Source organism: Cellulomonas sp. 73-92, assembly GCF_001898175.1.
Lineage (GTDB): Bacteria > Actinomycetota > Actinomycetes > Actinomycetales > Cellulomonadaceae > Cellulomonas.
In genome coordinates, this window is the sequence record NZ_MKTH01000002.1 from 83407 (window position 1) to 110195 (window position 26789).

A 26789-nucleotide genomic window follows, 5' to 3' on the forward strand; every position below is an offset into this window, starting at 1 on the left:
GGGCTGCGCCGGCATCGTCTGCGGTCACGACCGGCGGAGCAGCTCCACGACCTGGAAGGCCATCTCGAGCGACTGCTGGTGGTTCAGCCGCGGGTCGACGCGGGTCTCGTACCGGCGCGCGAGTCCCTCGTCGTCGATCTCCTCGGTGCCGCCCAGGACCTCGGTGACGTCGTCGCCGGTGAGCTCGATGTGCAGGCCGCCGGGGACGGTGCCCAGCTCGCGGTGCACCTCGAAGAACCCGGCCACCTCGTCCATGACGTCGGAGAACCGGCGGGTCTTGTACCCGGAGGCGGACACGATGCCGTTGCCGTGCATGGGGTCGCACACCCACGTCACCGGCCGGCCGTCGGCCGTCACCTTCTCGACGAGGGCGGGCAGCCGGTCGCGGACCTGCCCGGCCCCCATCCGCGTGACGAACGTCAGCCGCCCCGGCTCGCCGTCCGGGTTGAGCCGGTCGATGAGCGCCACCGCGTCGTCGCCCGTCGCCGTGGGCCCCAGCTTCACGCCCAGCGGGTTGCGCACCCGGGAGAAGAAGTCGATGTGCGCGCCGTCCAGCCGCCGCGTGCGCTCCCCGATCCACAGGAAGTGCGCCGAGCAGTCGTAGGGCGTTCCGGTGCGGGAGTCGATGCGCGTCAGGGGCCGCTCGTAGTCGAGCAGCAGCCCCTCGTGGCTCGCGTAGAAGTCGACGTGGCGCAGGGCCTCGAAGTCGGCGCCGCACGCGACCATGAACCGGATCGCGCGGTCGATCTCGGTGGCGATCTCCTCGTAGCGCGAGTACGCCGGGTTGTTCGTCATGAACCCGCGGTTCCACCGGTGCGCCTCGAGCAGCGACGCGAAGCCGCCGGTGGTGAACGCACGGACCAGGTTCAGCGTCGACGCGGACGTGTGGTACGCGTCGAGGAGCCGGGTCGGGTCGGGGGTGCGCGCCTCGGGCGTGAACTCCCAGCCGTTGACGATGTCGCCCCGGAACGCCGGCAGCGTCACGCCGTCGCGGGTCTCGGTGTCCGACGAGCGCGGCTTGGCGTACTGCCCGGCCAACCGACCCATCTTGATGACGGGCAGGCTCGCCCCGTAGGTGAGGATGAGCGCCATCTGCAGGACCGTCATCACCTTCTGACGGATCCGGTCGGCGGTCGCCTCCTCGAAGATCTCCGCGCAGTCGCCGCCCTGCAGCAGGAACGCCTCGCCGCGCCCGGCGGCCGCCAGCTTCGCCTTCAGCTCGTCGGCCTCACCGGCGAAGACCAGCGGCGGCAGTGCGGCCAGCCGCTCCCGCGCCCGGCGCGCCACGTCCTCGTCGGGCCAGGCGGGCTGCTGGTCCACCGGCAGCCGCCGCCACGCGTCGAGGCCCTCGAGCACGCCGGGCCCGGGCTCGACGCTCATGCGTTCGCGCCCTCGGCGACCGGCTGCCCGATGTCCTGCAGCAGGGCGCGGAACCAGGCCTGCGTGGTGTCGAACGGCTTGCCGCCGGCGATGCGCGGGAACTCGATGGCACGCAGGCGGTCGCCCTGCTCCTCGTCGTGCCCGATCACGCCGGACTCGCCGCGCAGCGCGCACTCGACCGCGAGGTCCGTCATGGACTTGATGAGGCGCAGGTCCTCGGCGTTCGCGGCCGCGGAACGGGCGAAGTAGCCCGACTTCTGGACCATGACCTTCTCCGCGCCGAGCTTCTTCGCGAACTGCTTGGCGAACCACTGGCCCGGGTTGATGGTGTCGAGGCGCACGTGCCCGAACGCGTCGCGCTGGACCTCGTGGCCCGCCGCCTCCAGCTGCGCGACGATCTCGGGCAGCCCGGCGCCCTCGGACAGGAAGATGTTGACGTTCCCGATCCGGTCCATGACGGCGCGCAGGCGCTTCGCCTCGCCGTCGATGTCGATCGGCAGCTCGGGGACGAGCACCGCGTGGATGTCCCAGCGCTCGCGCGACAGCCCGATCTCCGGCACCCACTCCTGGGTGTCGAGCCAGCGACGGTACTCGGCGGCGGACGCGGCGGTCAGCCAGCCGCAGTTGCGGCCCATGACCTCGTGGACGATGAGCATGCGCGGGCCGGAGCGGTGCTCGCCGATGACGTTCTGGGCGAAGCGCGCGGTCTGCTCCGCCGCGGTCCAGGCGCCCAGGGACTGGCGGATCGGCACCACGTCGTTGTCGATGGTCTTCGGCAGGCCGACGACGGTCAGCTCGTAGCCGTTGTTGTGCAGGTAGGCCGCGAGATCGGCCGCGGTGGTGTTGGTGTCGTCGCCGCCGATGGTGTGCAGCACGTCGACGCCGTCGGCCTTCAGCTGCTCGGCCGCGACCGCCAGCGGGTCCTCACCGGGCTTGACGAGGCCGCGCTTCTCCGCGTCGGCGCGGTTGGTCAGCTTGACGCGGGAGTTGCCGATGGGCGAGCCGCCGAACCGGTGGAGCACGCCGGCGTGCTTGCGGACCTCGTCGGACACGACGACCTTCTCGCCGAGCAGCAGGCCGTGGTAGCCGTGCTGGTAGGCGATGATCTCGACGTCCGGCGCGATCTCCGTGTACCGCTCGATGAGGCCGCCCACGGCCGAGGAGAGGCACGGGGCGAAGCCGCCCGCAGTGAGCAGAGCGACGCGGCGGACGGACATGTGAGCACACCTCTCGATCGACCAGGACACGCGTGGGGGCGCGACAGCGCGCGCCGATCATCCTAGCCACGCGACCTGCGGCCCTCCCGGGCCGTCCATCCTGCGTCAGGAGGGCTGCTCGGTGCTCTCGTCGACCGCGGGCGAGCCGTCCTCGTGACCCTCGTCCTCGTCCTCGTCGGGCGGCTGCGGCGGCTCGACGGCGGGGACCGGGCGCCCGCCGGGGGCCACGTGCGCGCCCAGCTCCTCGCCCGCCTCCGCGAGACCCGCCGCGATGCGGGCCTTCATCGTGGCGGCGTACATGTCGACGTACTCCTGGCCCGAGAGGCTGAGGAGGGCGTACATGATCTCGTCGGTCACCGAGCGGAGGATGAAGCGGTCGTCCTCCAGCCCCTGGAAGCGGGAGAAGTCCAGCGGCTCGCCGATGACGGTGCCGATCCGCATGATCTTGGGGATCTTGCGGCCGATCGGCTGCGCGATGTTGGTGCCGACCATCACCACCGGGATGACGGGCGCCCCGGACTCGAGCGCGAGGCGCGCGACACCGGTCTTGCCGCGGTACATCCGCCCGTCCGGGCTGCGCGTCCCCTCGGGGTAGATGCCGAAGAGCCCGCCCTCCTGCAGGCGTCGCAGGCCCGTGTTCAGCGCGGCCTCGCCCGCCTTGCCGCCGCCGCGGTCGACCGGGATGGTGCCGACGCCGCGCATGAAGCCCGCGACCAGGCGCCCCTTGATGCCCTTGCCCGTGAAGTACTCCTGCTTGCCGATGAACACGATCTCGCGCTCGAGCATCAGGGGCAGGAAGAAGGAGTCGATCACCGCGAGGTGGTTGCTCGCCAGGATGGCGGGGCCCTCCGTCGGGACGTTCTCGGCACCGCGGACCCAGGGCCGGTACACGAGCTTGAGCAGGGGTCCGACGAAGATGTGCTTCATCAGCCAGTAGAACAAGGAGCCCTCCTCGTGCCGCGGCCAGCCCGGGCGACGCGGACTGCTCGGACCGACTCTAGAGTGCCTACATGGTCCAGCGACCGGACGACGAGGCCGACCCGCGCGACTTCGACGCGCGCTGGGCCGAGATCGTCGCAGACCTCGGGGAGCCGGAGGGAGTCGACCTCCCCGCGGCGCAGGCGACGCCGCCGGCCGGTCACGTGGTGCGGGGCGCGGACGAGCGGGTGCTGTCCGGCCGCGACTGGGCCGGCACCGACCAGATCGACGCCGCCGAGGAGGCCGTCGACGAGCAGGAGCACTTCGTCCCGCCGGACCCCGGTCCCGTCCTGGGCTCCGACCCGCTGCGGGTGCTGACCTGGGCCGTCGCGATCGGCGTGCCCGTCCTGTACGTCGTCCTGCTGGTCGCGTGGCACGACCCGCCCGGCTGGCTCGCGCCGGTGGCGGGCGTGGTGCTGCTCGCCGCCGTCGCCGTGCTCGTCTGGCGCATGCCGCACCGCCGCGACCAGGACTCCGACTCCGGCGCCGTGGTCTGACGCGGTGGCGGGCGCCGTTGCCCGCTCGTCAGTCATCGCGCTACCGCCGGGCCAGGTCCCCCGCGCCGACGATGCCGGCGTCGTTGCCCATCGAGGCGACCGCGAACCGCGCCTCGGGATGGTGCCCGCCCGCGGACAGGTGGGCGCTGAACGCCGCCCGCGCCGGGGCCATCACCAGCTCGCCCGCCGCGGACAGGCCGCCGCCGACGACGAAGAGCTCGGGGTCCAGCAGGGCCGCGACCGAGGCGGCGCCCTCGCCGACCCACCGGCCGATGGTCGCGAGCAGCTCGACGGCGAGCTCGTCGCCCTCCTCCGCCGCGGACGTCACGTGGTGGCCGGAGATCTTGCGCCACTTGCCGCCGGCAAGCTCGATGATCCGGGCCGCGCGGTCGGGACGCGTCTGGGCGACCGCCTGCGCGTCGCGCACCAGGGCGCTGCCCGAGACGTACTGCTCCCAGCAGCCCATCTGCCCGCACCCGCAGTAGTGCCCGTCAGGCACCACCCGCATGTGGCCGATCTCGGCCGCCACGCCCCAGCGGCCGCGCAGCAGGATGCCGCCGGAGACGATCGCGCCGCCCAGGCCGGTGCCCAGCGTCAGGGTGACCATGTCGTCGACGTCGCGCGCGACCCCGAACTGGAACTCGGCCCAGCCGGCCGCGTTGGCGTCGTTCTCGACGACGATCGGCACGTCCGTCCGCAGCGCCGTGGCGACGGCCCCACGCAGGTCGTGGTCACGCCAGGGCAGGTTGGGCGTGAAGCTGACGGTGGCGCGGTCGGCGCTGACGAAGCCCGGCGCCGCCAGGCCGATCGCGCCCACCTCGTGGTCGGCCATGAGCTCGCGGCACACGTCGACCACGCCCAGGTCGACGCTGTGCGCATCCGTGGCGTCGGTGTCCCGACGGGTCTGGGCGAGGATCGAGCCGTCGGTGTCGACGACCCCTGCGGCGATCTTCGTCCCGCCGATGTCCACGCCGATCGCCAGCATCGTCAGCGGTCTCCTTCGTCCACGCGCGTGCGCCCCGAGCGGGCGCAGCCGCCCTACGCTAGCGCCCGGCCGCGCCCCTCGGGCGAGCCCATGGAGCGGAACACGCGGGCATACCCGGGACGTTGAGTACAGGGAATAGGCCGAAGGTCCCGTATCCTCTGCATACGTCGTTGCCTGCCGATGGAGTCAGCCATGACCGCGTCCGTCACCCCGCTCGCCGTCGAGCTCGGCCGGGAGACCAACCTCAACGACCTGCTGGCCGCGCGGGTCGCGCAGACACCCGAGGCCGTGCTCGTCGAACGCAAGACCGGTCCGGGCGGCGCCTGGCAGCCCATGACGGCGCGCGAGTTCGACGCGCACGTCGTCGCGGTCGCCAAGGGCCTCGTCGCCAGTGGCGTCGACCCCGGGGACCGGGTCGCGATCATGGCCCGCACGCGCTATGAGTGGTCGCTGCTCGACTGGGCGCTGTGGGCCGTGGGCGCGGTCGGCGTGCCGGTCTACGAGACCTCGTCCGCGGAGCAGGTCCACTGGATCCTCTCGGACTCCGCCGCGTCGCTCGTCGTCGTCGAGAACGCCGGCCACGCCGCGGTCGTCGCGCAGGTCCGCGACCAGCTGCCCGCCGTGCGCGACGTGCTGGTGATCGACGACGGCGCGATCGACGCGCTCGTCCTGGCCGGCGCGCAGGTGCCCGACGAGGAGGTCGAGCGCCGCCGCCACCTCGCCACGCTCGACGACCTCGCGACGATCATCTACACCTCCGGCACCACGGGCCGGCCCAAGGGCGCCGAGCTGACCCACGGCAACTTCGCCGAGCTCGCCGTGAACACGGTCCGCAAGCTCGAGGTCGTCGTCACCGGCGACGACGTCCGCACGCTGCTGTTCATGCCGCTGGCGCACGTGTTCGCGCGGTTCATCCACGTGCTGACTGTCGCCGCCGGCGCGGTGCTCGGGCACGCCCCGGACACGAAGACGCTGGTCGCGGACATGCAGTCGTTCCGGCCGACCTTCGTGCTGTCGGTGCCGCGGGTGTTCGAGAAGATCTACAACTCCGCCGAGCAGTCCGCGGCGACCGGTTTCAAGCGCGGCATCTTCCAGCGCGCCGCCAAGACGGCGATCGTCTACTCCCGGGCCTTGGACACGCCGCGCGGGCCGAGCCCGTGGCTGCGGCTGCAGCACCTGGTGGCCGACGTGCTCGTGCTGCGGAAGATCCGGGCGGCGCTCGGGGGTCAGGTGCAGTGGGCGATCTCCGGGGGCGCGCCCCTCGGCGAGCGGCTCGGGCACTTCTTCCGCGGCGTCGGCCTGCGCGTGCTGGAGGGCTACGGCCTCACCGAGACCACGGCACCCGTGTGCGTCAACCTGCCCGAGCACACCAAGATCGGCACGGTCGGCCCGGCCCTGCCCGGGTGTGGCCTGCGCATCGCCGACGACGGCGAGATCGAGGCCTACGGCATCGGCGTGTTCCGCGGCTACCTGGACAACGACGCGGCGAGCGTCGACGCGTTCGACGACGGCTGGTTCCGCACCGGCGACCTCGGGGCGCTCGACGAGGACGGGTTCCTCACGATCACGGGCCGCAAGAAGGAGATCATCGTCACCGCCGGCGGCAAGAACGTGGCTCCCTCGGTGCTCGAGGACCGGCTCCGCGGCCACCCGCTCGTCAGCCAGGTCGTGGTCGTCGGCGACCAGCGGCCGTTCATCGGCGCCCTCATCACGCTCGACCCCGAGGGCGTCCCCGGCTGGCTCACGGCGCACAGCAAGCCGGCGATGTCGCTCGAGGAGGCGGCGAAGGACCCGGACGTCCTGGCGTCCCTCGACCGGGCGGTGGAGCGGACGAACCAGGCCGTCTCGCGCGCCGAGTCGATCCGCAAGTACCGGATCCTGCCGACCGACCTGACGATCGCCAACGGCTACCTCACGCCGAAGCTGTCCGTGCGCCGGCAGGAGGTCCTCAAGGACTTCGCCGCCGAGATCGAGGCGCTCTACTCGTCCCACTGACCGCCGAGCGCATGGTTGGTCGCCGAGATCGACGATTCCAGGCGCCGAAACCGTGGATCTCGACGACGAACGATGCGCTCGGTGTGCAGGTCAGACGCGCTGCAGGCGCGCCAGGAGGGTGGTCGACGGCAGCACGCGCGCGCCGTCACGAGCCACGTCGCGCGCCACAGCCTGGTCGCCCGTGACGACGACCACGACCCGTCCGGGCGGCTCGGCCCGCACGAGTCGGCGGATGAGGTCGTCGGCGATCTCCCCCACCGAGAAGAGCACCCGCACGCCGCGTGGCTGCGGCACGGCGCCCTGTCCCGGCTGCCCGTCGAAGCAGCACGTCACCTCCGCACCGGTGCGGGCCGCCATCCCCGCGAGCGCGTCGACCAGGCGGCGGCGCTGGTCGTCGAGCGTCAGCCGCGGCCAGGCGGTCTTCGTCACGTTGTAGCCGTCGACGACGAGGTGGGCGTACGGCTGGCGCAGCAGCTCGTCGAGCAGCGTCGGGTCGTCGGCGCTCCGGCCGCGCGACCCTTCGTGGACCGGGCCGGGCTGGTTGGCCGCGACCGCCACCAGGTCGGCCGGGTGGTCGAGCACCGGGGGCAGCGCGAGCTCGGTGCGCAGCCCCGAGGCGGCGTCGACGATCGTGTCGAGCAGCAGCCGCGCACGGGTCGCCGCCAGCTGCTGGGCGACCTTGGCCTCCGCCCGCTGCGCGCCACGCTCCCGCTCGGCCGCGGCGCGGTCCGCCGACGCCACGTCGCGCTCCTCGCGCGCGGCGGCCAGGGCGGCGGTGGCCTCGTCGTGCACGGCGGCCGCGTCCAGCCCCGCGCGGCGCGCCTCCTCGCGGGCCCGGTCGGCGTCCGACCGCAGCCGTCGCAGCTCGCGCTGCAGCCCGGCCAGCTCCTCCCGGGCGACCCGCTCGCGCTCGCGCGCGACGCCCAGCTCGGCACGCAGCCGGTCCGCCTCGGCCTGCAGCCGCTCGTGCCGCCGGTCGGGTTCCGTGGGCGGCGCGACGGGCCCCGGCGCGACGAGGCCCGCGGCCAGCTCGGGCCACACGCCCAGGTGCAGCAGCCACGCCCCCGTCGCGGCGGTGAGCGGGTCGTCCTCCGCCAGGCCGCGGCGGCGCGCGCCCGCCTCGACCGCCGCATCGCCGTCGCCTCCACCGGGAGCGGCGGTCTCGCCCAGCTCGTCGGGCACCTCGTCGGGCGCCGCGGTCCCGCGCACCTCGTCCGACGCCTCCCCGGAGGCCGCCGCCAGCCGCTCGGCGAGCTCCGGGTGCGCCTGCGACCAGGCGCGGGCCACGTGCGCCCGGAAGCCGTCCTCGCCGAGCTGGGTCCACAGCGGCCCGGCGCCGGCCACCGCGCGCCGGCGGGGCGCGAACCGCTGCACCGCCCGCAGGCCGGCCGGGACGTCGCGGGGCTCCATCGCCGCGAGCACGTCGGCGGCGAACCGCACGAGCGCCGCCCGCAGCGCCTCGGGGACGTCGGTCGGCGCGGGCCTCTCGTCGGCGGCGGTCATCGGCCCAGGGTAGGTCGGCGTGCCCGCGCGGGAGTGTCAGTCGCACTCGTTAGCGTGCTGGCCATGCCGTCCGACCGTCGCCTGCGCCCCGTGTGGGCCGGCGAGGCGGCGGCCCCCGGCGGGGCGGCGGTGCAGCTGAGCCTGGACGAGGTCGGCCTGCCGCTGAGCGACGTCACCTTCGTCGTCGTCGACCTCGAGACCACCGGCGGGCGCCCCTCCGACTCCGCGATCACCGAGATCGGCGCCGTCAAGGTGCGCGGCGGCGAGGTGCTCGGCGAGTTCCACACGCTGGTGGACCCGGGCGGCCCGGTGCCGCCGTTCATCCAGGTGCTCACGGGGATCACCACGACGATGCTCATGGGCGCGCCGCCGATCGAGGAGGTGCTGCCGGCCTTCCTGGAGTGGGCGGCCGGCTCCGTGCTCGTCGCGCACAACGCGCCGTTCGACGTCGGTTTCCTGCGCGCCGCCGCCGCCTCGATGGGCTACCGGTGGCCCGGCTTCCGCGTCGCGGACACCGTCAAGCTGGCGCGCCGCGCGGTCACGCGCGACGAGGTGCCCAACTACAAGCTCTCGTCGCTCGCCGCCTTCTTCCGCGCGACCACCACACCGAGCCACCGCGCGCTCGACGACGCCCGCGCCACGGTGGACGTGCTGCACGGGATCTTCGCGCGCCTCGGGCCGCTGGGCGTCACCCACCTCGAGGACCTCGAGACGGCGTCCGACCCGGTGCCCCCGGACGTCCGGCGCAAGCGCACCCTGGCCGACGGCCTGCCGGACTCCCCCGGCGTCTACCTGTTCCGCGGACCGCGCGACGAGGTGCTCTACGTCGGCACGTCCACCACGTCGCTGCGCAACCGCGTGCGCTCGTACTTCACGTCGGCCGAGAAGCGGACCCGCATGGTCGAGATGGTGCGGCTGGCCACGCGGGTGGACCCGGTGCCGTGCGCCACGCCGCTCGAGGCGCGCGTGCGCGAGCTGCGCCTCATCGCCGAGCACTCCCCCCGCTACAACCGCCGTTCGCGCTTCCCGGAGCGGATGCCCTGGGTGCGCCTGACCAGCGAGCCGTACCCCCGGCTGTCGGTGGTGCGCGAGGTGCGCGACGACCCGGGCTCCGCCTGGATCGGTCCGTTCGCGTCCATGGGGGCCGCGCAGCTCGCCGTCGAGGCGCTGCACGAGGCCTTCCCGATCCGGCAGTGCACCAAGCACCTGCCTCTGCGACCGGCCGCCGGGGCGTCGGTGTGCGTGCTCGGGGAGATCGGCCGGTGCGGCGCGCCGTGCGTCGGGGGCATCGAGCAGGGCGCGTACGACGCGGTCGTGGGCGCCGTCCGGGCGGCCATGACGGCGGACCCCGGCCCGCTCGTCGAACGGCTGGCGACGCGGATCCGCACGCTCGTCGCCACGGAACGGTTCGAGGACGCGGCGGCGGTGCGCGACCGGATGTCGGCCTTCCTGCGAGGCGCCACGCGCGCCCAGCGCACCGCGCCGATCGCCCGCATCCCCGAGCTCGCGGCGGCGCGCCGGACCGACGACCGCGGCTGGGAGCTGGTGCTCGTCCGGCACGGGAGGCTCGCCGGCACGGCGCGCGTGGGCCGGCTCGACGACCCGATGCCCGTCATCGCCTCGCTGCGCGCGACGAGCGAGCACGTGCCGGCGCCGGTCGCTCCCGCCAGCGCCGCCCACCCCGAGGAGACCGACCTGATCCTGGCCTGGCTGGAGCAGCCGGGCGTGCGGGTCGTCGACGTCGCCGGCGAGTGGAGCTGCCCGGTGCGCTCGGCGCAGCGCGTGAACCCGGTGGCGGCCGTCGCCCTCGACCTGGCGCTGCCGCGGCCGGGCGCCCGGGTGGAGGCGGAGCTGGCACCCGTGGTGCCCCTGCGCCCCGCCCGCACGGCATGATGGCGCCATGCTCACCGCCATCGTGCTCATCGACAGCGACGCCGCCCGCATCCCGGAGGTGGCGCAGAAGATCTCGGACGTCCCCGGTGTCAGCGAGGTCTACTCGGTCACCGGCGACGTCGACCTCATCGCGTTGGTGCGCGTGCGGGCGCACGAGGAGCTCGCCGACGTCATCGCCGACCACCTGAGCAAGATCGAGGGCGTGCTGCGCACGCAGACGTACATCGCCTTCAAGACCTACTCGAAGCACGACCTCGAGGCCGCGTTCTCCATCGGCCTCGAGGACTGACCCGCCTCAGGCGGTCGTCGCGGCGCGCCAGCGCTCGAGGACGGCCGCCGCGGCGCCGGAGTCGATGGCCGTCTCGGCCAGCGCGACACCGGCGATCAGCCGCTCCGCCAGCGTGCCCGTGCCGGTCCGCGTCCCGTCGGCCACCAGCCCGGCTGCGGCGTTGAGCAGCACCGTGCGGCGCACCGGCCCGGCCTCGCCGGCCAGCACGCGCCGCGCGACCGAGGCGTTGTGCACGGCGTCGGCGCCGCGGATGTCCGCGAGCTCGATCGGCGCGAAGCCGAGGTCGGACCAGTCGACGAGGGACTCGGTGACCGCCCCGTCGCGGACCTCCCAGATCCGCGAGGGCCCGGTGGGTGCGAGCTCGTCGAGCCCGTCGCGCTCACCGCGGAAGACCAGCGCCGACACGGGCCGGGTCGCCAGCACGCCGGCGACGAGCGCGGCGATCCGGGCATCGGCGACGCCGATGGCGGCGGCCTGGGGCTGCGCCGGGTTGGTGAGCGGGCCGAGGAAGTTGAACACCGTCGGCACGCCGATCTCGCCGCGGACCGGGCCGACGAACCGCATCGACGGGTGGAACACCCGCGCGAAGCAGAACGTGATGCCGACCTCCGTCGCCAGGGCGGCGACGCGCTCGGGCGGCAGGTCGAGGTTGATGCCGAGGGCCTCCAGCACGTCGGCCGAGCCGGACGACGACGAGGCGGCGCGGTTGCCGTGCTTGACCACGGTCAGCCCGGCCCCGGCGATGACGAGGGAGGCCATCGTCGAGATGTTGACGGTGTGCGCCCGGTCGCCGCCGGTGCCGACGATGTCGACCGAGCGCACCGGGACGGTGAACCGCGCGGCGTGGGCCAGCATCTCGTCGGCCAGTCCGGTCAGCTCCTCGACCGTCTCGCCCTTGGCCCGCAGGGCGACGAGAAAAGCAGCCTGGCAGGACGGCGGCGCCTCACCGCGCATGATCTCGCCCATCGCCCACACCGCCTGCTCGCGCGTCAGGTCCTGGCGCGCGATGAGCGGGGTGAGGACCTGCGGCCAGGTGGTCATCGCGACGTGGCGCTCCCGGCGAGCAGGCCGACGACGGCCTCGCGCACCGCGATCGGGTCCAGGGGCCGGCTCACGGCGGCGTCCGCGTCCGACCACGACGCCAGCCAGGCGTCCTGCGGCCGGCCCAGGAGCACGAGGATCGGCGGGCAGTCGTACGTCTCCTCCTTGAGCTGGCGCGAGAGGCCCATGCCGCCGACCTTGTCGGCCTCGCCGTCGAGGATCAGCAGGTCCGGGCCCCCGGCCTGGACGCGCTGGATGACCTCGTCGGCGGTCGCCGCCTCGAGCCAGGTGATGTCCGGTGCACCCCGCTCGAGCCGGCGCCCGATGGCGAGGCGCACCTGCGCGCGCGCGTCCACGTCGTCGCTGTACAGCAGGATCGTCGGCCCGGTCGGCTCGATCAGCTCGCTCTCCACTGCGCCCCTCTTCGGTCGTTCGTCGACTGCACGCCTGTGACTGCACGCATCTTGGCACGTCCGCCCGTGCCGGCGGTGGCCGCGCCGAGCCCGCGGGCGACGGGCGACGACCTGACACATCGCGATCGAATGTCATGGGTCTTAGGGCCCATCAACACCCCTGATCGGCCATAATGGCGAACGTGTCGACCGCCACGGCCTCCTCCAGGACAGCGCCCCACGTGACCGTCAGCCGGCCCAACCCGGTGTCGGTCGGCACGATCGTGTGGCTCGCGTCCGAGCTGATGTTCTTCGCGGGGCTGTTCGCGATGTACTTCTCGACGCGCGCGGCCGTCCCCGAGGTGTGGGCCCGCGACACCGTCCACCTCAACGTGCTGTTCGGCTCGATCAACACGACGGTCCTCGTGCTCTCGTCGGTCACGTGCCAGATGGGCGTGTGGGCGGCCGAGCGGTTCCAGCCCGCGCGCACCGGTGCGCTGTGGCAGGTGGGCCGCTGGGGCCTGCACGAGTGGATCACGCTGACGTACCTCATGGGCGCGTTCTTCATCGGCGGCCAGATCTTCGAGTACGCCGGCCTCGTCCACGAGGGCATCACGATCTCGTCGACCCCGTTCGGGTCCGTGTTCTACCTCGCCACCGGGTTCCACGGCCTGCACGTGCTCGGCGGGCTCATCGCCTTCCTCTTCCTCCTCGGCCGTTCGTTCGCCGCCAAGCGGTTCGGCGCCCACGAGGCCACCACCGCGGTCGTGACGTCGTACTACTGGCACTTCGTCGACGTCGTCTGGATCGCGCTGTTCTCGATGATCTACCTGGTGAAATGACGACCGAGCGAGACGAGGTCCGACACGTGAAGTCACTCGCGGCCCGGCGGCACGACCGGAGGGCGCCGATCGTCCTGCTGGCGTTGGCGCTGGTCCTCACGGGCGCCCTGTACGCCGTGCTGGCGGCGCCGAGCCGGGCGGACGCCGCCCCGGTGACGACGCAGGCCGACGCGCAGGCCGGCGAGAAGCTGTTCCAGGCGAACTGCGCCACGTGCCACGGCATGGGCGCCGTCGGCACGTCCGTCGCGCCGTCGCTCGTCGGCGTCGGCGCCGCCGCGGTCGACTTCCAGGTCGGCACCGGCCGGATGCCGCTGACCATGAGCGGCCCGCAGGCGCAGGTCAAGCCCGTGCAGTTCACGCCGGACCAGATCTCCCAGCTCGCCGCCTACGTCGCGGGCCTCGGCCCGGGCCCGGAGATCCCGACCGCCGACATGGTCGACCCGAGCAAGGGCGACCCGGCCACCGGCATGGCGATCTTCCGCACCAACTGCGCCATGTGCCACAACGCGGTCGGCGCCGGCGGCTCGCTGACGCAGGGCAAGTTCGCCCCCAACCTGTGGCAGACGACGCCGACGCACCTCTACGAGGCGATGCTCACTGGGCCGCAGTCGATGCCGGTGTTCAACGACGCGAACATCACCCCCCAGGAGAAGCGTGACGTGATCGCGTTCATCAGCCAGCAGGGCGGCACGCAGCCCGGTGGCCTGGACCTCGGCTCCCTCGGCCCCGTCAGCGAGGGCCTGTGGGCGTGGGTCGTCGGGCTGGGCCTGCTCATCGGCGCGGCCGTCTGGATCGGGGCGAAGTCCTCGTGAGCCAGGTCGACAACTACCAGGGCCCCACCGGCAACCTCCCCGACGGGCACGGGCGGGCGCCGGAGCGGTTCGAGAACCCGGGCCTGCCGGCGCACAAGCCTCGCCTCGGTGACGTCGACCCCAAGGTCGACAAGCGCCGGCAGCGGATCGTGCTCGCGCTCTTCGGGGTCTCGACCCTCGGCACCATCGGCTTCCTCGTCGCCTACTTCGCCCTGCCGACCGGCCGCGACGTCGCGACGATCCACCGCTCCAACCTGTGGCTCGGCCTCGGGCTGGCGGCCTCGCTCCTGGGCATCGGCCTCGCGGCGATCCAGTGGGCGAAGTCGATCATGAACAACGAGGAGAAGGTCGAGGAGCGCCACCCGATGGCCTCCCGGCCCGAGGTGCGCGAGGCCGCCGTCCGCAACCTCGCCGAGGGCGCCAAGGACTCCGGGATCAGCCGGCGCGGCCTGCTCAAGAGCGCCGTCGTCGGTTCGCTCGCACTGTTCCCGCTGACGATCGCCGTGCCCCTCATCGGCGAGATCGGCGGCGACTGGAACGTCGGCAAGCTCAAGCACACGATGTGGAAGAAGGGCCTGCGCCTGACGATCGACCCGTCCGGCCGGCCGATCAAGGCCTCGGACGTCACCATCGGCTCGGTGTTCCACGTCATCCCCGACGGACTCGACAAGACACCCGACCCGCTGGAGGAGAAGGCGAAGGCCGTCGTCCTCGTCGTCCGCCTCGACCCGCAGGTCGTCAAGTCCGAGCAGATCCCCGGCGCCTCCTACCAGGGCATCTTCGCCTTCTCGAAGATCTGCACCCACGTCGGCTGCCCCGTCGCGCTGTACGAGCAGCAGACCCACCATCTGCTGTGCCCGTGCCACCAGTCGACGTTCGACGTCGCCGACGGCGCGCGCGTGATCTTCGGGCCGGCGAAGCGGCCGCTGCCGCAGCTGCCGATCACCGTCGACGACCAGGGCTACCTCGTCGCCCAGTCCGACTTCACCCAGCCCGTCGGCCCGAGCTTCTGGGAGCGGCTGCGATGACCACCACCACGCCTCCGGCAACGCCCACCGGCAAGGCCGCCGCCGCCACGGCCGACTGGCTCGACCAGCGCACCGGCATCGGCGTCGCGGTCAAGGGCCTCGCGCGCAAGCTGTTCCCCGAGCACTGGTCGTTCATGCTCGGCGAGATCGCGCTCTACTCGTTCATCACGCTGCTGCTGTCCGGCGTGTTCCTCACGATGTTCTTCGTCCCGAGCGCCGACGAGGTGACCTACAACGGGCCGTGGTCCGCGCTGCAGGGCACCTCGATGTCGGCGGCGTTCGCGTCCACCCTCAAGCTGAGCTTCGAGGTGCGCGGCGGCCTGCTCATGCGCCAGGTGCACCACTGGGCGGCGCTGATCTTCCTCGCGGCGATCGTCACCCACATGATGCGGGTGTTCTTCACGGGCGCGTTCCGCAAGCCGCGCGAGATCAACTGGGTCATCGGCTTCGTCCTGCTCACCCTGGGCCTGGCCGCCGGGTTCTCCGGCTACTCGCTGCCCGACGACGTGCTCTCCGGCAACGGCCTGCGGATCACCGACGGCCTCATCCGCGGAATCCCGATCATCGGCACGTACATGTCGTACTTCGTGTTCGGCGGCGAGTTCCCCGGCACCGCCCTCATCCCCCGGCTGTTCACGGTGCACGTGCTGCTGGTGCCGGGCGCCATCCTGGCGCTCGTCGGGCTGCACCTGGCCCTCGTGTTCCTCCACAAGCACACGCAGTTCCCGGGCTCCGGGCGGACGAACAACAACGTCGTCGGCTACCCGCTGTTCCCCGTGTACACGGCCAAGGCCGGCGGGTTCTTCTTCATCGTCTTCGGCGTCATCGCCCTCATGGGCGCCGCGATGCAGATCAACCCCGTGTGGAACTACGGCCCGTACGACCCGGCGCCGGTCTCGGCCGGCGCCCAGCCCGACTGGTACATGCTCTTCCTCGAGGGGTCGCTGCGCCTGACACCCGGCCAGCTCGAGGTGGTGCTCGGCAACTTCACGGTGCCGCTCAACGTGCTGATCCCCGGGCTGGTGATCCCGCTGCTGCTCCTCGGGCCGCTGGCGGTCTACCCGTTCCTCGAGGCGTACGCGACGGGCGACAAGCGCGAGCACCACCTGCTGGACCGGCCGCGCAACGCGCCGTTCCGCACCGCCTTCGGGATCTCGATCCTCTCGGCCTTCTTCGTGCTCGTCCTCGGCGGGTCGAACGACCTCCTGGCCACCCATTTCCACCTGTCGCTCAACGACATCACGTGGACGCTGCGGTTCGCCTTCTTCCTCGTGCCGCCGATCGTGTTCGCCGTGACCCGCCGGGTGTGCCTGGCGCTGCAGCGCAAGGACCGGGAGCTCGTGCTCCACGGCCACGAGTCGGGCCGGATCGTGCGGTTCGCCTCCGGCGAGTACGTCGAGGTGCACACGCCGCTCGACGAGGACGAGCGGTGGATCCGCGTGCAGCACGAGCCGATCCGGCCCGTGCAGATCGCACCGGGCGAGGACTCGCGCGGCGTGCGACGGAAGGGCTACAAGTCCGACCTGCGCCGCCAGCGGGTGTCCCGGCTGTTCTTCGAGACCCGCGTCGAGCCGGTGACGCCGGCCGAGTACGCGGCCGCCCAGGAGCACCTCGCGGTGACCGCCGGGCACGGGGACGGGGCTCGTGAGCAGATCGGCGCGGGCACCGGACCGGAGCGCATTTCGCACTCCTGACGTGCGGAATCATCCGCGGCGAGCCGCGGTTGCACCGATGGGCGTGCCGCGCCGACGCGTGGTACCACTGACAGTGGCCCGCCGGCGGAGAACCGCGGCCGGCGACGCCCCGCACGAGACCTCGTCATGGCAGAACGCCGTGACCGGACTGCAGGAGAGGCACTGATGGCTGACTACACCCTTCCGGACCTGCCCTACGACTACGCGGCGCTCGAGCCGCACATCTCCGGCCGGATCATGGAGCTGCACCACGACAAGCACCACGCGGCGTACGTCACGGGCGCGAACACGGCGCTGGAGAAGCTCGCCGACGCCCGGGACAAGGGTGACCTGGCGGCCGTCAACCTCCACGAGAAGAACCTGGCCTTCAACCTGGGCGGCCACGCGAACCACTCGGTGTTCTGGCAGAACCTGTCCCCCGAGGGCGGCGAGCGTCCGGACGGCGAGCTCGGCGCGGCGATCGACGAGTTCTTCGGCTCGTTCGAGAAGTTCCAGGCGCACTTCGCCGCCAACGCCACCGGCATCCAGGGGTCCGGCTGGTCGATCCTCGCGTGGGACACGCTGGGCTCGAAGCTCGTCGTGTTCCAGCTGTACGACCAGCAGTCGAACGTCCCCCTCGGCGTGGTGCCGATCACCGTGCTCGACATGTGGGAGCACGCGTTCTACCTGGACTACCTCAACGTCAAGGCCGACTACGTCAAGGCGTGGTGGAACATCGTGAACTGGCAGGACGCCGCCGCGCGGTTCGCCCGTGCCCGCGCCACCAGCCTCATCCTGCCCGCCTGACCTGGCGGCACCACCGTCCCGAGACGTCCGGGCGGGCGGGGCCTCGGCCTTGCCTGCCCGGACCTTGAGCTGTGCACGTCAGCTGGTGCGCGGTGCGTCACCAGGAGCGAGTCGCAACGGCTGTGCCGGTCACCGTCAACTGCCGGCACCTCTGAGACCCGCGGTCGACTCTCGCCGAATCAGGCGAAAGTCGACGACCACCTTCCGGGCCGCCGGCCGTTCCTCGCGTGGCACTCCATCGAGCTGGAGCCGAATCCGCTCTGCAAGCAGTGCGACGGCCTGCTGGGCGATGGTCTCCCGCCCGGGATCGATCGTGCTGAGCGGGGGCCGCGAATAGCTCGACTCCTCGATGTTGTCGAAGCCGATGAGAAGAACATCGTCCGGAACCCGCAGGCCGTGATCCTGCAGCGCCGCCAGTGCGCCGAGGGCGAGGGTGTCGGTAAACGCCACCACGGCGTCCGGCTTCACTCCACTTGCGAGGATCCGGGTCATCGTTCTCGCACCCGTGGCGTGGAAGTAGTCCGGCACACCGATGACCGCCCGACTGTCCACCTCCAGCCCCCGCGCCTGCAACGCAGCATGGAATCCCCTGAACCGCAAGGTGCCGCTGCTCGCGGACGAGTCGTCCTTCAGGCCGAGCGGGACAACCGTTCTCGCGCCCAGGTCCAAGACATGCTCGGTCGCTGCTCGCGCGCCGTCGACGTTGCTCATCGTCACGTGGTCGACACCGGCGTCGAACACCCGCTCGCCCAGCAACACCAACGGGAAGTCCACGTCGAAGAGAGCAGCGTCGTCCTGGCCCAGGGCCAGGGGCGAGTACAGGACCCCGTCGAACCGTGACCTGTAGCTCCCGTCGAGGACGCGCAGCTCCCGTTCTCGCTCGTCGTTCGTCTGCTCGATGAACACGGTGAGATCCAGCTTGGACGCTTCACGCATCACTGCGTCGGCGAGCTCAGCGAAATACACACCCCGAAGCGCAGGCAGGACCAGTGCGATGGCGCCGGTCCGGCCACGACCGAGATTCCGGGCCGAGACGTTCACGTGGTAGTCGAGCTCGCGGATGGCATCGTCCACCCGCTCCTTGGTCTCCGGGCGCAGGTAGCGGTACCCGTTGAGGACATTCGAGACGGTCTTGACCGACACGCCGGCGCGCAGGGCGACATCCCGAATGGTCGCGGACCCGCTGACCTTTCGGGCCACAACGCCCTCCCTCGCCTCGATCCGACCTCGTTTCACACCATTTCGTACGCCAATTGTGTCGATACCTGGTGCCTGGTGCGGGTGTCATCCTAGAGGGCACGGCGCAGTTCCCTGGCCCGCTCTCCGAGAGCGCGTCAACCGGTGCGGCAGCGTGGGGGCCGCGGTGAGCAGCCCCCACGCCGTTGTCGAGATATGACCGTTACGCCGGCGTGACCTCGAGCCTCACCGAGCACGTGACCCGCTGAGCGTCGCCTGCGACGACGACGGTGGCCTGATAGATCCCCGCCGGCAGCCCCGCCGCCGCCGTCACCCGGATATCGGCCTTCTTGCCCGCCCGGATGCTGGCCAGGGTGTCGGTGGAGACGCTGAACTTGTCCGCGTCAGGGCCGCTGAGACTGACCGACAGCACGCCCGTCGTCTCGCTCTCGGTGTTGGTCACCGTCAGCTTCTTCGGGTCGAGCGGGGCGTAACCCTCGGGCACCTGCCCGAAGTCCGCGCCGCCCTGCCGGATCGTCAGCCCATGCTCGAAGATCCGCGGCAGGAAGTCCGACAAGCCCTGCCACCACACGTCGAACCCATGGGGTCCGGGCACGATCGTCTTGACGGTGGGAATGCCGTACTTGCCGAGGTTCGTCTCCATTCCTGCGATGGCGTTCACGGCACCGCTGTCGAGATCGCCGGCGAAGAAGTCGACGATCGTCGTGCCCGCCTTCGCCACTGGTCCGGACGTGTCATTGAGGGAGCCGGAGGCGAAGGGCGGGGAGAAGATGCCGTACGCGGAGAAGGTGCCGGGGTGGTTGACCAGGGCGCCCTGCGTCCCGCGCGCGCCCCACGACAGTCCAGCGAGCGCCATCTCGGACGGGTCGTGCGAGATGTTGAACGTCGACTGGGCGAACGGGATGACCTTGCTGGACAGATCGTTCCAGAAGTCCGAGATGCCGGGGTAGCCGGGCATGACGACCACCATCGGCGCGATCTCGCCTCGGGCGTAGAGGTTGTCGAGGATCTGCGCGGCGCGCCCGACCTCGGTCCAGGACGCGAAGTTCTGACCCATCCCGTGATAGAGGTACAGGACCGGGTACTTCTCGGCCCGGTTGGGGTCGTAGTCCGGAGGGGTCCAGACCTTGAGGCTCATGGTCGGGTTGCCGGGGTAGGCGCTGGCGTACTGCAGCGTCGCGACGGCACCGGACTCGTTGGCCGGAACATCGGCGAGGAGCGGCGTCCGCACGCCGCCGGGCACGAACAGCTGGCTCTCCACGTTGTTGGTGTTCTGCGTGTCCTGCGGATCGTGGTACGCGGTCCCGTTGACCTCGTAGCGCCAGTAGTAGTAACCGTCGATCGGGCCGATCGTCGTCCGCCACCGGTCACCCACCTTGGTCAGCGGGATCCGGAACCACTGGCCGTTGGGGGCCCAGTCGCCCCACAGCACGACATCCTTCGCGTTGGCCCACTGGGTTCCGGTCTCGAAGGTGACCATGCCGTTGGCATCGATGTCGGGGGTGGTGATGCTCCCCGTGGCGGGCGGCGTGTAGGGCTCGGTCAGCGCGCGATGACCTGCGCTGAACCCGTCGTGGCTCGACCCCGGCTGGAAGACGCGCGAGGCGAAGTCGCGCAGGTTCTCGCGCCAGGTGTCCCAGACCGCGCCGGTCTTCGGGTCCACACCGTCAAACTGGAACTTCACGCCCGCCGACGTCAGAGCGAGCATGGCGTCCCGGGTGGCGTTGTAGCTCGGGTCGAGGGTGTTGCCGACATAGAACCGGATCAGGTCCGTGCCCTTGTTGACGGCCTTCGCCAACGGCGCCGTGATGGCGACGTCGCTCGGCAGATACCCGGACATCGACCCGATGGCGCCGAAGGCGCCCGGGTCGGAGAGCGCGAAGCCCAGGGCCTGGGAGGCGCCCCGACCGATGCCCGCGACGGCGCGCCCGTCGCCGGTGCCGATGACGTTGTAGGCGCCCTCGACCGCGGGAACGATGCGGTTCAGGACCTCGGCGCGGTAGTCCGTGGCACCGGGGTCGGCCATCACGACCAGCATCGAGGCGAGGTCACCACTGGCCGAGAGGTTGTCAAGGATCTGCTTCGCCCGGCCGAGCTCCTGCCACTCGCGGTACGACTGGCCCGCATCGTCGAGCAGGTACAGCACGGGATACGGCTTGGCCCGGTTCGGGTCGTACGACGGCGGCGTCCACACCATCACCGAGTGAGAACCCGAGGCGCCGGACTGGTAGGCGAGGTCGGACATCGTCCCGCCGCCCGCCGCCACGTCGTCCATCCACGCGACCTCGGGACCCGGCACGAAGAGTGTGTTCCAGTTCGGGTGCGACGTCACGTCGACCCCGCTCGCCGGGTTGCGGAAGACCTGCTTGGAGCGATCCGCCATGGGCGCCACGTACTGGTAGTAGTAGAGCCCAGGCTTCATCGGACCGATGTCGGCCATGCAGTTCTGGCCGCTCGCGTCGAGTCCGACCGCGGCCCACGTCCCGGACGGCCCGATGTTGCCCTCGAGCTCTGCCCCGGCGCCGGTCGAGTTTCCGCAGGTCTGCGACGGGACGATCGACTTGGGGACCGTGAAGTAGTGGTAGATGCCGCTCTGGGACTCCCAGCCGTCCGGCGAGGCCGACGCGGGCGACGCGGACACCACCAGTCCGGATGAGACGACGGCGAGACCGAGCGCAGCGGCGACCCACCTCACTCGTGGGTGACTCTGATGTGGAGCATGCAACATTGGATGCCTCTCGTGGATGGACTCCCCGCGTTGTGAGCGGGTTGCACTGCCGTGTATGCACCGTGCCAGCGGCGACGGATGGGCGTCGGCCACGTGATGCGTGCCGAACCCGATGTCCGGCGCCGCCGAGGTGAGGTGTCTCCCGAACCCCCTTCCGCCGGTGACCTCCGAGGGCGACCACGGTCACGACGGGGGAACCGTCTCGCCGAGCGTCCTCACTGGGCTGCCCGTCAGTTGTAGTACACCGGTGTACTACTCGGCAAGGGGCACCCGTTGGGGTCTGACGACGGCCCGCTCATAGGGTGGCCTCATGGACTTCGACGCAGCGGCCGCCACCTGGGACGACGATGAGCAGCGGGCACGCCGCACGCAGGCGATCGCCGCGGAGATCCGGTCCCGGCTCGGTGAGCGCACCTACCACCGTGCGCTCGACTTCGGCTCCGGCACCGGCGCGCTGAGCCTGCTGCTCACCGATCGGTTCGACGAGATCCTCCTCGTCGACACCTCCCCCGGCATGCTCGCGGCCGCCGCCGGCAAGATCGCCGCCGCCGGGCCCGCGCTCGCGGCGCGCGTCCGCCCCCTGCCCGTCGACCTGACGAGCCACGACCCCGCGGGCAGGCCCGAGCCCGGCTCGGTGGACGTCGTCTACACGTCCATGGCGCTGCACCACGTGCCCGACGTGGTCCGGCTGCTGCGCACGTTCCACGCGCTGCTGGCGCCTGGGGGCCTGCTCCTGGTGGCGGACCTCGCCGCCGATGCGGACGGCAGCTACCACGGGCACGACGAGGCGTTCGGCGGTCACCACGGGTTCGCGCCGGCGGACCTGCGGACCGCGCTGTCGGCGGCCGGGTTCGCGACGGCGGAGGTCAGCACCGTCTTCGTCGTGCGCCGGGCGGTGGACGGCGGGGAGCGGGACTACCCGGTGCTCCTGGCCGTCGCCAGCCGCGTGCCCTGAGGGGGCCCCCGTCAGTGGGCGTGCTGGCCGCTGCTGTACTCGAGCACCCAGCCGACGAGCCCGACGACGCCGAACGGCAGCGCGATGGCGAGCATCCACCAGCCCACGGCGAGCGCCGCGAACCCGAGTGCCGCACCCACGGCCAGCACGAGCGGCCACCAGCTCCACGGGGCGAACACGCCCTGGTCGCCCGCGCCCTGCGCGATCTCGGCGTGCTCGTCGTCCTCCGGCCGTCGGTCGATGCGGCGGGCGAGCAGCCCGAAGTACCCGCCGATCATCCCGACGAGCCCGCCGACGAGCGGCAGGCCGGCCGAACCGACGGGCTCGCCGTGGCTGAAGGCCGCGTAGATCAGCCCGACCGGGACGAAGAACAGCACACCGGCCAGGAACAGCTTCGCCTCGAACCTCATCGGGAGCCCCCGCTCGCGCCGACCATCGGCTCGGGTTCGACGTGGTCGAGCGCCGCGACCTCCGGGTGGTGCAGGTCGAACGCCGGGCGCTCGGAGCGGATGCGCGGCAGCGACGTGAAGTTGTGCCGCGGCGGCGGGCAGCTCGTCGCCCACTCCAGCGAGTTGCCGTAGCCCCACGGGTCGTCGCGCGTCACCATCGGGGCGCTGCGCCACGTCCGGTAGACGTTGTAGAAGAACGGCAGCATCGAGATCGCCAGGATCCCCGAGCCGATGGTCGACAGCTGGTTCATCCACGTGAAGCCGTCGGCGGGCGAGTAGTCGAAGTAGCGCCGGGCCATGCCGCGCACGCCGAGCCAGTGCTGGACGAGGAACGTCGTGTGGAACCCGATGAACAGCAGCCAGAAGTGGACCTTGCCGAGCCGCTCGTCCAGCATCCGTCCCGTGAACTTGGGCCACCAGAAGTAGAAGCCGGCGAACATCGCGAACACGACCGTGCCGAACACCACGTAGTGGAAGTGCGCGACGACGAAGTACGTGTCGGTCAGCTGGAAGTCCAGCGCCGGGCTGGCCAGGATCACGCCGGTGAGGCCGCCGAACAGGAACGTCACCATGAACCCGAGGGTCCACAGCATCGGCGTGTCGAAGGTCAGCTTGCCCCGCCACATCGTGCCGATCCAGTTGAAGAACTTCACGCCGGTCGGCACCGCGATGAGCATCGTCATGAACGAGAAGAAGGGCAGCAGCACCGCGCCGGTGGCGTACATGTGGTGCGCCCACACGGTCACCGACAGGGCGGCGATCGCGATGGTCGCGTACACCAGGCCCTTGTAGCCGAACACCGGCTTGCGGCTGAACACCGGGATGATCTCGGTCACGATGCCGAAGAACGGCAACGCGATGATGTAGACCTCCGGGTGCCCGAAGAACCAGAACAGGTGCTGCCAGAGCACCGCGCCGCCGTTGTCGGGGTTGAACACCTGGGCGCCCAGGCGCCGGTCCGCGCCGAGCGCGAACAGCGCCGACGCCAGCGGCGGGAAGGCCATCAGCACCAGCAGCGACGTGATGAGGATGTTCCAGGTGAAGATGGGCATCCGGAACATCGTCATGCCGGGCGCGCGCATCGTGACGATCGTCGTGATGAAGTTGACCGCGCCGAGGATGGTGCCGAACCCACCCAGCGCCAGCCCGAACACCCACAGGTCGCCGCCCAAGCCGGGCGTGTAGACGGTGTCGTTGAGCGGCGCGTACGCGGTCCAGCCGAACGACGCCGCGCCCTGCGGCGTCAGGAAGCCGGCGGCGGCGATGATCCCGCCGAACAGGTAGAACCAGTAGGCCAGCATGTTGAGCCGCGGGAACGCGACGTCGGGCGCGCCGATCTGCAGCGGCATGATGACGTTGGCGAACCCGGCGAACAGGGGCGTCGCGAAGAGCAGCAGCATGATCGTGCCGTGCATCGTGAACGCCTGGTTGTACTGCTCGCTGTTCTGGAACACCTGGAGCCCCGGTGAGAACAGCTCCGCGCGGATGAGCAGCGCGAGGATCCCGCCCAGGATGAACCACACGAACGCCGTGATGAGGTACAGGTAGCCGACCGTCTTGTGGTCGGTCGTCGTGATCCACTTGACGATCGTCCGGCCCATGGTCTGCTGGCGCGGGGCCAGCCCGGGGATCACCTCGACGTGCGTCGCCATGTCAGCCCTGGCCTCCGATGGTCGTCACGCTCTGCTTGCGGCTGTAGTCCAGGCCGAGCTGGCCGGTCTGGCCCGCGGCGCGCAGGGCGGCGATGTGGGCGTCGTAGTCGGCCTTCGACACGACCTGGACGTTGAAGAGCATCTTCGCGTGGTAGTCGCCGCAGAGCTCCGCGCACTTGCCGCGGTAGGTGCCGATCGCGGTCGGGGTCACCTCGAAGGTGTTGGTGCGCCCCGGGATCGCGTCCATCTTGAAGAGGAACGCCGGCACCCAGAACGAGTGGGCCACGTCGCGGGAGTTGATGGTGAACATCACGCGCTCGTTCACCGGCAGGTAGAGCGTGACGACGCCGTTGTCCAGCCCCCCGGGCTGGCTGACGTCGGCCGCCTGGACCCCGGCGTCGTAGACGCCGTCGTCCAGGTAGTTGATGTCCCACGACCACTGCTTGCCGATCACCTGGACGTGCAGGTCCGCCGGCTTGTCGGTGGCGAGGATCGCCGTGGTGTCCCGGTTCGTGAAGAAGAACATCACGCCGATCATGACGATCGGCAGCACCACGTACATCACCTCGAGGGGCACGTGGTAGCGCAGCTGGACCGGCAGGGTGTCGTCGTCGTCCTTGCGCTTGCGGTAGGCGGCGACGCACCACAGGATCAGGCCCCACACCAGGACCCCGACGAGCAGGGCGGCGATCCAGGAGCCGCGCCAGAGGGTGCTGATGCGACCGGTCTGGTCGGTCACCTCGTGCGTCGAGCTCCCCGGCAGGAAGCCGCGCCACAGGAGGTCCGAGCAGCCGGACAGGAGGACGGTGGCCGCGACGAGCAGTCCCGCGCCGGCGACGGCGCGGCGACGACGTGAGCGGCGTCGGTGGTCCGGGTGCACGGCCTGCCTTCCACTACGGCCCGAGGGGCGGCGACGAAGCCTGAGGCCTGGGACTTTAGTCCCCGGCTGGCCCAGCGTAGCGCGGACGTCCGAGCCTGCACCGGGTGTTCTCGCATGTCGTGACGCGGCGTCCCGAACCGTCATGACGTGCTCCGTCGCGGGTTAGGTTCTCCCCGTGACGGTCGACCGCGTGGTGCTCGACGCCGGGGGCCAGGCCCCCCTGCTGCCCGTGGCGCGCGACGCGTTCCTCGCCGCGCTCGACGAGGGCTGGGCCGACCCCCGCCGGCTCCACTCCGAAGGGCGCCGCGCCCGCGCCCTGCTCGACGGCGCCCGGGAGGCGCTGGCCGCGGCCGTCGGGGCGCGCACCGAGGAGGTCGACCTCGCGCCGTCCCACACGGCGGCCCTCCACACGGCCGTCTCCACCGTGGCGCTGGGGCGCCGGCGGGTCGGCGCGGACGTCGTCGTCTCCGCCGTGGAGCGCGCGGCCGTGCTACACGCCGCCGACTTCACGGCCGCGCGCGGCGACGGCCGCCGCGTCACCGTCCCCGTGGCGCGCACCGGCCAGGTGGACGACGAGGCCTTCGTCGCCGCGCTGGCACGTCCGGGCGTGGCGCTGGCCGCGCTCCAGCACGCCAACGGCGAGGTCGGCACGCTCCAGCCCGTCGCGGCGGTCCACGAGGCGGCCCGCGCCGCCGGGGTGCCGCTGCTCGTCGATGCCGGCGCCAGCCTCGGGCACGTGCCGGTGGGCGACGCGTGGGACCTGCTCGCCGCCAACCCGGGCGACTGGGGCGGGCCGTCGGGGCTCGGCGTGCTCGTCGTCCGCGCCGGGGTGCGGCGCTCCCCCGACCGGCCGTCCGACGAGGACCGCTGGTTCCCGGGGGGCGTCAGCGTGCCGGCGGCGCTCGCCGCCGCGGTGGCGCTCGAGTCGGCTCTCGCCGGTCAGGCCGCGGCCGACGAGGAGCGGCGCGCGCTCGTCGCGCGGTTGCGCGACCGCATCCCGGCGGAGATCGAGGACGTCGACGTCGCCGGGCCCGCCGAGGGGCGGCTGCCGCACGTGCTGACGTTCTCCTGCCTCTTCGTCGACGGCGAGGCGGTCGTCGGCGCGCTCGACGCCGCCGGGTTCGCGGTCGGCAGCGGTTCCGCGTGCACGTCGAGCACGCTCGAGCCGAGCCACGTGCTGGCGGCGATGGGCGTGCTCACGCACGGCAACGTGCGGATCGCCCTGCCGCGCGGCACGCGGGCCGCCGACGTCGAGCGCTTCGCCGACGTGCTGCCGGGCATCGTCCGGTCCATCCGGGCCCGGCTCGGGGTGGTCGACCTGTGACCGGCGAGGTGACCCCCGGCGGTGCGGGTGTGCCGGACGAGGTGGTCGTGGACGCGCGGGGGATGCTGTGCCCCGCACCCGTCATCGCGCTCGCCAAGGCGGCGCGGTCGCTGCCCGAGGGCGCACGCGTCACCGTGCTGGCCACCGACCCCGCCGCGGCCGTCGACGTCCCCGCCTGGGCACGCATGCGCGGGCATCGGGTGCTGGAGACGACGGAGGACGGCGAGCACCTGGTGCTCACCGTCCTCCTCGGACCGGCGAAGGCCCGCTGA

At 71.9% G+C, this 26789-nt stretch carries 24 protein-coding genes; 12 read left to right on the plus strand and 12 right to left on the minus strand.

From position 1 onward, the window contains the following. Window positions 1-24: 24 nt before the first annotated feature. The 3 genes from BGO37_RS00670 to BGO37_RS00680 form a co-directional block, all read right to left on the minus strand. Window positions 25-1380: a class II 3-deoxy-7-phosphoheptulonate synthase gene (locus BGO37_RS00670; RefSeq protein WP_291751123.1), complete on the minus strand. Its 1356-nt coding sequence runs from the start codon at window positions 1378-1380 to the stop codon at window positions 25-27. Beyond that, window positions 1377-2597: a pyrophosphate--fructose-6-phosphate 1-phosphotransferase gene (locus tag BGO37_RS00675; protein WP_291751125.1), complete on the minus strand. Its 1221-nt coding sequence runs from the start codon at window positions 2595-2597 to the stop codon at window positions 1377-1379. Before BGO37_RS00675 ends, BGO37_RS00670 begins: the two co-directional genes overlap by 4 nt. A gap of 105 nt (window positions 2598-2702) precedes the next feature. Continuing rightward, a complete protein-coding gene (locus BGO37_RS00680) occupies window positions 2703-3539 on the minus strand; it encodes a 1-acyl-sn-glycerol-3-phosphate acyltransferase (protein ID WP_291751127.1) in 837 nt (278 codons plus the stop codon). Window positions 3540-3607: 68 nt separating this feature from the next. On the opposite strand from BGO37_RS00680, the gene BGO37_RS00685 reads away from it, so the two are divergent. Beyond that, the gene (locus tag BGO37_RS00685; protein ID WP_291751129.1) at window positions 3608-4072 is read left to right on the plus strand and encodes a hypothetical protein; all 465 of its coding nucleotides are present in this window, start codon (window positions 3608-3610) and stop codon (window positions 4070-4072) included. A 40-nt stretch (window positions 4073-4112) separates the two neighbouring features. Here BGO37_RS00685 and BGO37_RS00690 read toward each other — a convergent pair whose 3' ends face one another. Beyond that, window positions 4113-5057 (minus strand): ROK family glucokinase, encoded by a 945-nt coding sequence (locus tag BGO37_RS00690; RefSeq protein WP_291751131.1) that lies wholly within the window; start codon window positions 5055-5057, stop codon window positions 4113-4115. Window positions 5058-5249: 192 nt separating this feature from the next. Between BGO37_RS00690 and BGO37_RS00695 the strand changes: the two genes are divergently transcribed. Continuing rightward, window positions 5250-7052: a long-chain fatty acid--CoA ligase gene (locus BGO37_RS00695; protein ID WP_291751134.1), complete on the plus strand. Its 1803-nt coding sequence runs from the start codon at window positions 5250-5252 to the stop codon at window positions 7050-7052. Window positions 7053-7142: 90 nt separating this feature from the next. Here the strand turns inward: BGO37_RS00695 and BGO37_RS00700 are convergent, their stop codons facing one another. Beyond that, window positions 7143-8555, minus strand: a complete 1413-nt coding sequence (locus BGO37_RS00700; protein ID WP_291751136.1) for an NYN domain-containing protein — start codon at window positions 8553-8555, stop codon at window positions 7143-7145. A 63-nt stretch (window positions 8556-8618) separates the two neighbouring features. Between BGO37_RS00700 and BGO37_RS00705 the strand changes: the two genes are divergently transcribed. Beyond that, a complete protein-coding gene (locus tag BGO37_RS00705; protein WP_291751137.1) occupies window positions 8619-10448 on the plus strand; it encodes a DEDD exonuclease domain-containing protein in 1830 nt (609 codons plus the stop codon). A gap of 7 nt (window positions 10449-10455) precedes the next feature. Further along, window positions 10456-10737: an Lrp/AsnC ligand binding domain-containing protein gene (locus BGO37_RS00710; protein ID WP_291751139.1), complete on the plus strand. Its 282-nt coding sequence runs from the start codon at window positions 10456-10458 to the stop codon at window positions 10735-10737. A gap of 6 nt (window positions 10738-10743) precedes the next feature. Here BGO37_RS00710 and trpD read toward each other — a convergent pair whose 3' ends face one another. Continuing rightward, window positions 10744-11778, minus strand: a complete 1035-nt coding sequence (trpD, locus tag BGO37_RS00715) for an anthranilate phosphoribosyltransferase (protein ID WP_291751140.1) — start codon at window positions 11776-11778, stop codon at window positions 10744-10746. Continuing rightward, window positions 11775-12191, minus strand: coding sequence for a hypothetical protein (locus tag BGO37_RS00720; protein ID WP_291751142.1), 417 nt, complete (start codon window positions 12189-12191; stop codon window positions 11775-11777). Before BGO37_RS00720 ends, trpD begins: the two co-directional genes overlap by 4 nt. Before the next feature lie 173 nt (window positions 12192-12364). Between BGO37_RS00720 and BGO37_RS00725 the strand changes: the two genes are divergently transcribed. From BGO37_RS00725 to BGO37_RS00745, 5 genes are all read left to right on the plus strand, one after another. Further along, on the plus strand, window positions 12365-13012 hold the full coding sequence (locus tag BGO37_RS00725; protein ID WP_291751145.1) for a heme-copper oxidase subunit III: 648 nt from the start codon (window positions 12365-12367) through the stop codon (window positions 13010-13012). A gap of 26 nt (window positions 13013-13038) precedes the next feature. After that, window positions 13039-13824 (plus strand): c-type cytochrome, encoded by a 786-nt coding sequence (locus BGO37_RS00730; protein WP_291751146.1) that lies wholly within the window; start codon window positions 13039-13041, stop codon window positions 13822-13824. 83 nt (window positions 13825-13907) lie between these two features. Further along, entirely contained in the window at window positions 13908-14852 is a 945-nt protein-coding gene (locus BGO37_RS00735; RefSeq protein WP_291751258.1) for a ubiquinol-cytochrome c reductase iron-sulfur subunit, read from the plus strand. Further along, complete coding sequence (locus BGO37_RS00740; RefSeq protein WP_291751148.1) at window positions 14849-16546, plus strand: cytochrome bc complex cytochrome b subunit; 1698 nt, start codon at window positions 14849-14851, stop codon at window positions 16544-16546. The genes BGO37_RS00735 and BGO37_RS00740 overlap by 4 nt, the downstream gene beginning before the upstream one ends. Window positions 16547-16711: 165 nt before the next feature. Then, a complete protein-coding gene (locus BGO37_RS00745; protein WP_291751150.1) occupies window positions 16712-17332 on the plus strand; it encodes a superoxide dismutase in 621 nt (206 codons plus the stop codon). A gap of 135 nt (window positions 17333-17467) precedes the next feature. Here the strand turns inward: BGO37_RS00745 and BGO37_RS00750 are convergent, their stop codons facing one another. Both BGO37_RS00750 and BGO37_RS00755 read right to left on the minus strand, forming a co-directional pair. Beyond that, the gene (locus BGO37_RS00750; RefSeq protein WP_291751152.1) at window positions 17468-18532 is read right to left on the minus strand and encodes a LacI family DNA-binding transcriptional regulator; all 1065 of its coding nucleotides are present in this window, start codon (window positions 18530-18532) and stop codon (window positions 17468-17470) included. A gap of 199 nt (window positions 18533-18731) precedes the next feature. Next, complete coding sequence (locus BGO37_RS00755) at window positions 18732-21170, minus strand: alpha/beta hydrolase-fold protein (RefSeq protein WP_291751155.1); 2439 nt, start codon at window positions 21168-21170, stop codon at window positions 18732-18734. 397 nt (window positions 21171-21567) lie between these two features. Here BGO37_RS00755 and BGO37_RS00760 point away from each other — a divergent pair, with 397 nt between their 5' ends. Beyond that, a complete protein-coding gene (locus BGO37_RS00760) occupies window positions 21568-22212 on the plus strand; it encodes a methyltransferase domain-containing protein (RefSeq protein WP_291751157.1) in 645 nt (214 codons plus the stop codon). Between the two features lie 11 nt (window positions 22213-22223). Here BGO37_RS00760 and BGO37_RS00765 read toward each other — a convergent pair whose 3' ends face one another. Genes BGO37_RS00765 through coxB form a run of 3 tightly spaced genes read right to left on the minus strand, consistent with a single transcriptional unit; the run spans window position 22224 to window position 25193 of the window. Beyond that, window positions 22224-22622: a cytochrome c oxidase subunit 4 gene (locus BGO37_RS00765; protein ID WP_291751160.1), complete on the minus strand. Its 399-nt coding sequence runs from the start codon at window positions 22620-22622 to the stop codon at window positions 22224-22226. Continuing rightward, window positions 22619-24313, minus strand: a complete 1695-nt coding sequence (gene ctaD, locus BGO37_RS00770; RefSeq protein ID WP_291751163.1) for a cytochrome c oxidase subunit I — start codon at window positions 24311-24313, stop codon at window positions 22619-22621. The genes BGO37_RS00765 and ctaD overlap by 4 nt, the downstream gene beginning before the upstream one ends. Before the next feature lies 1 nt (window position 24314). Then, complete coding sequence (coxB, locus tag BGO37_RS00775) at window positions 24315-25193, minus strand: cytochrome c oxidase subunit II (RefSeq protein WP_291751165.1); 879 nt, start codon at window positions 25191-25193, stop codon at window positions 24315-24317. A gap of 175 nt (window positions 25194-25368) precedes the next feature. Here coxB and BGO37_RS00780 point away from each other — a divergent pair, with 175 nt between their 5' ends. Then, entirely contained in the window at window positions 25369-26517 is a 1149-nt protein-coding gene (locus tag BGO37_RS00780) for an aminotransferase class V-fold PLP-dependent enzyme (RefSeq protein ID WP_291751168.1), read from the plus strand. Further along, on the plus strand, window positions 26514-26789 hold the full coding sequence (locus tag BGO37_RS00785) for a sulfurtransferase TusA family protein (protein WP_291751170.1): 276 nt from the start codon (window positions 26514-26516) through the stop codon (window positions 26787-26789). The genes BGO37_RS00780 and BGO37_RS00785 overlap by 4 nt, the downstream gene beginning before the upstream one ends.